Genomic DNA, 1,181 nt, shown 5'->3' on the forward strand with positions numbered 1-1,181 from the left:
GAGGTATAAATCACATAGGCCAACTGCGATGGGCTGCTGTGCTCATCTCGTCCTAAGTTATCTTCACCATATTCCCCCACCGCACTTTGCAACGCCTCTGCATCTAAATCATGCAACTGGCTCACCGCCATCAACTCTGCTCGTGCCTCTAACGTGGTTTGGCACAGCACCTGTGTTGCACCCGCATCTGCCACCATAAACGCCAACCTCGCGCTCGGCAGGGTCGGGTCCAAAGGTAAATACGCACATCCCGCTTTCATTATCGCCAACAGCGCGATGGTCATATGCGTACTACGCGTCAAACACACCCCGACAATACTCCCTGGCTGTACGCCCTGCGCTTGTAAGTAACGTGCTAGCCTGTTCGCTCGCTCATTCAGCGTGCGATAACTCAATACTTCACCGTCGTATATCAGCGCATTGCGTGTCCCATGGGCGTCCACTTGCGCTTCAAACAATTCATGGGTCAGCATCGTCTTGGGGTAGTCTCGCTGGGTGTCGTTCAATGTCACCAACTGCCTATCTATCTCTGCTTGTGACAACATCGGCACACGCGTGATGCAATCCGAATAACCTTCTGCCAGTGTTTCTAAGACCCGCAATAAGTGACTGTTCAACGTCTCTATATGCGCATGCGTGAACAAATCAACATCATACGTCCAGGTCAATGACACCCCTTCTTCACCTATCACCCCATGCACATCCAAATCAAACTTCGCACTGTGTACTTCACTTTCAAGTGCTTGTAAGGTCAGCGACGGTAACTGTAATTGCGCTGCGCCACCCGATACCCCAAATTGCGTATCCGTGGTCAGCATAATTTGAAATAAAGGTGAATGCGCCGTGCTTCTCGGCACCTTTAAATGCTCTACCAACTGCTCAAATGGCACATCTTGATGGTTTTGCGCTCCCAAATGCACCGCTTTTATATGCGCAAGGTACGTCGCTAAGCTTTGTGCTTGCGTATTCACTCGCAGCACCAAGGTGTTAACGAAAAACCCTATCAACGGCTCTAATTCCGTTTGTAAGCGATTCGCAACTGGCGTCCCTATGACAATATCGTGGCTATGGCTGTGTCTTGATAACACCATGGCTAAGGCACCATGCAACAACATAAATGGCGTCACTTTATAGGCCTGCGCCAGTGTCTGTAATTGCGCCCCTATCTGGGCTGATAAAGA

1 protein-coding gene is annotated in these 1,181 nt (G+C 50.2%); it reads right to left on the reverse strand.

Annotation, left to right across the window (positions count from 1 at the left end; all coding sequences use genetic code 11):
- Positions 1 to 1,181: condensation domain-containing protein (locus ACW689_RS21385; RefSeq protein ID WP_476294428.1), on the reverse strand; the 1,181-nt coding region annotated here is incomplete at both ends.

Source organism: Pseudoalteromonas sp. ABE4_541, from assembly GCF_056312285.1.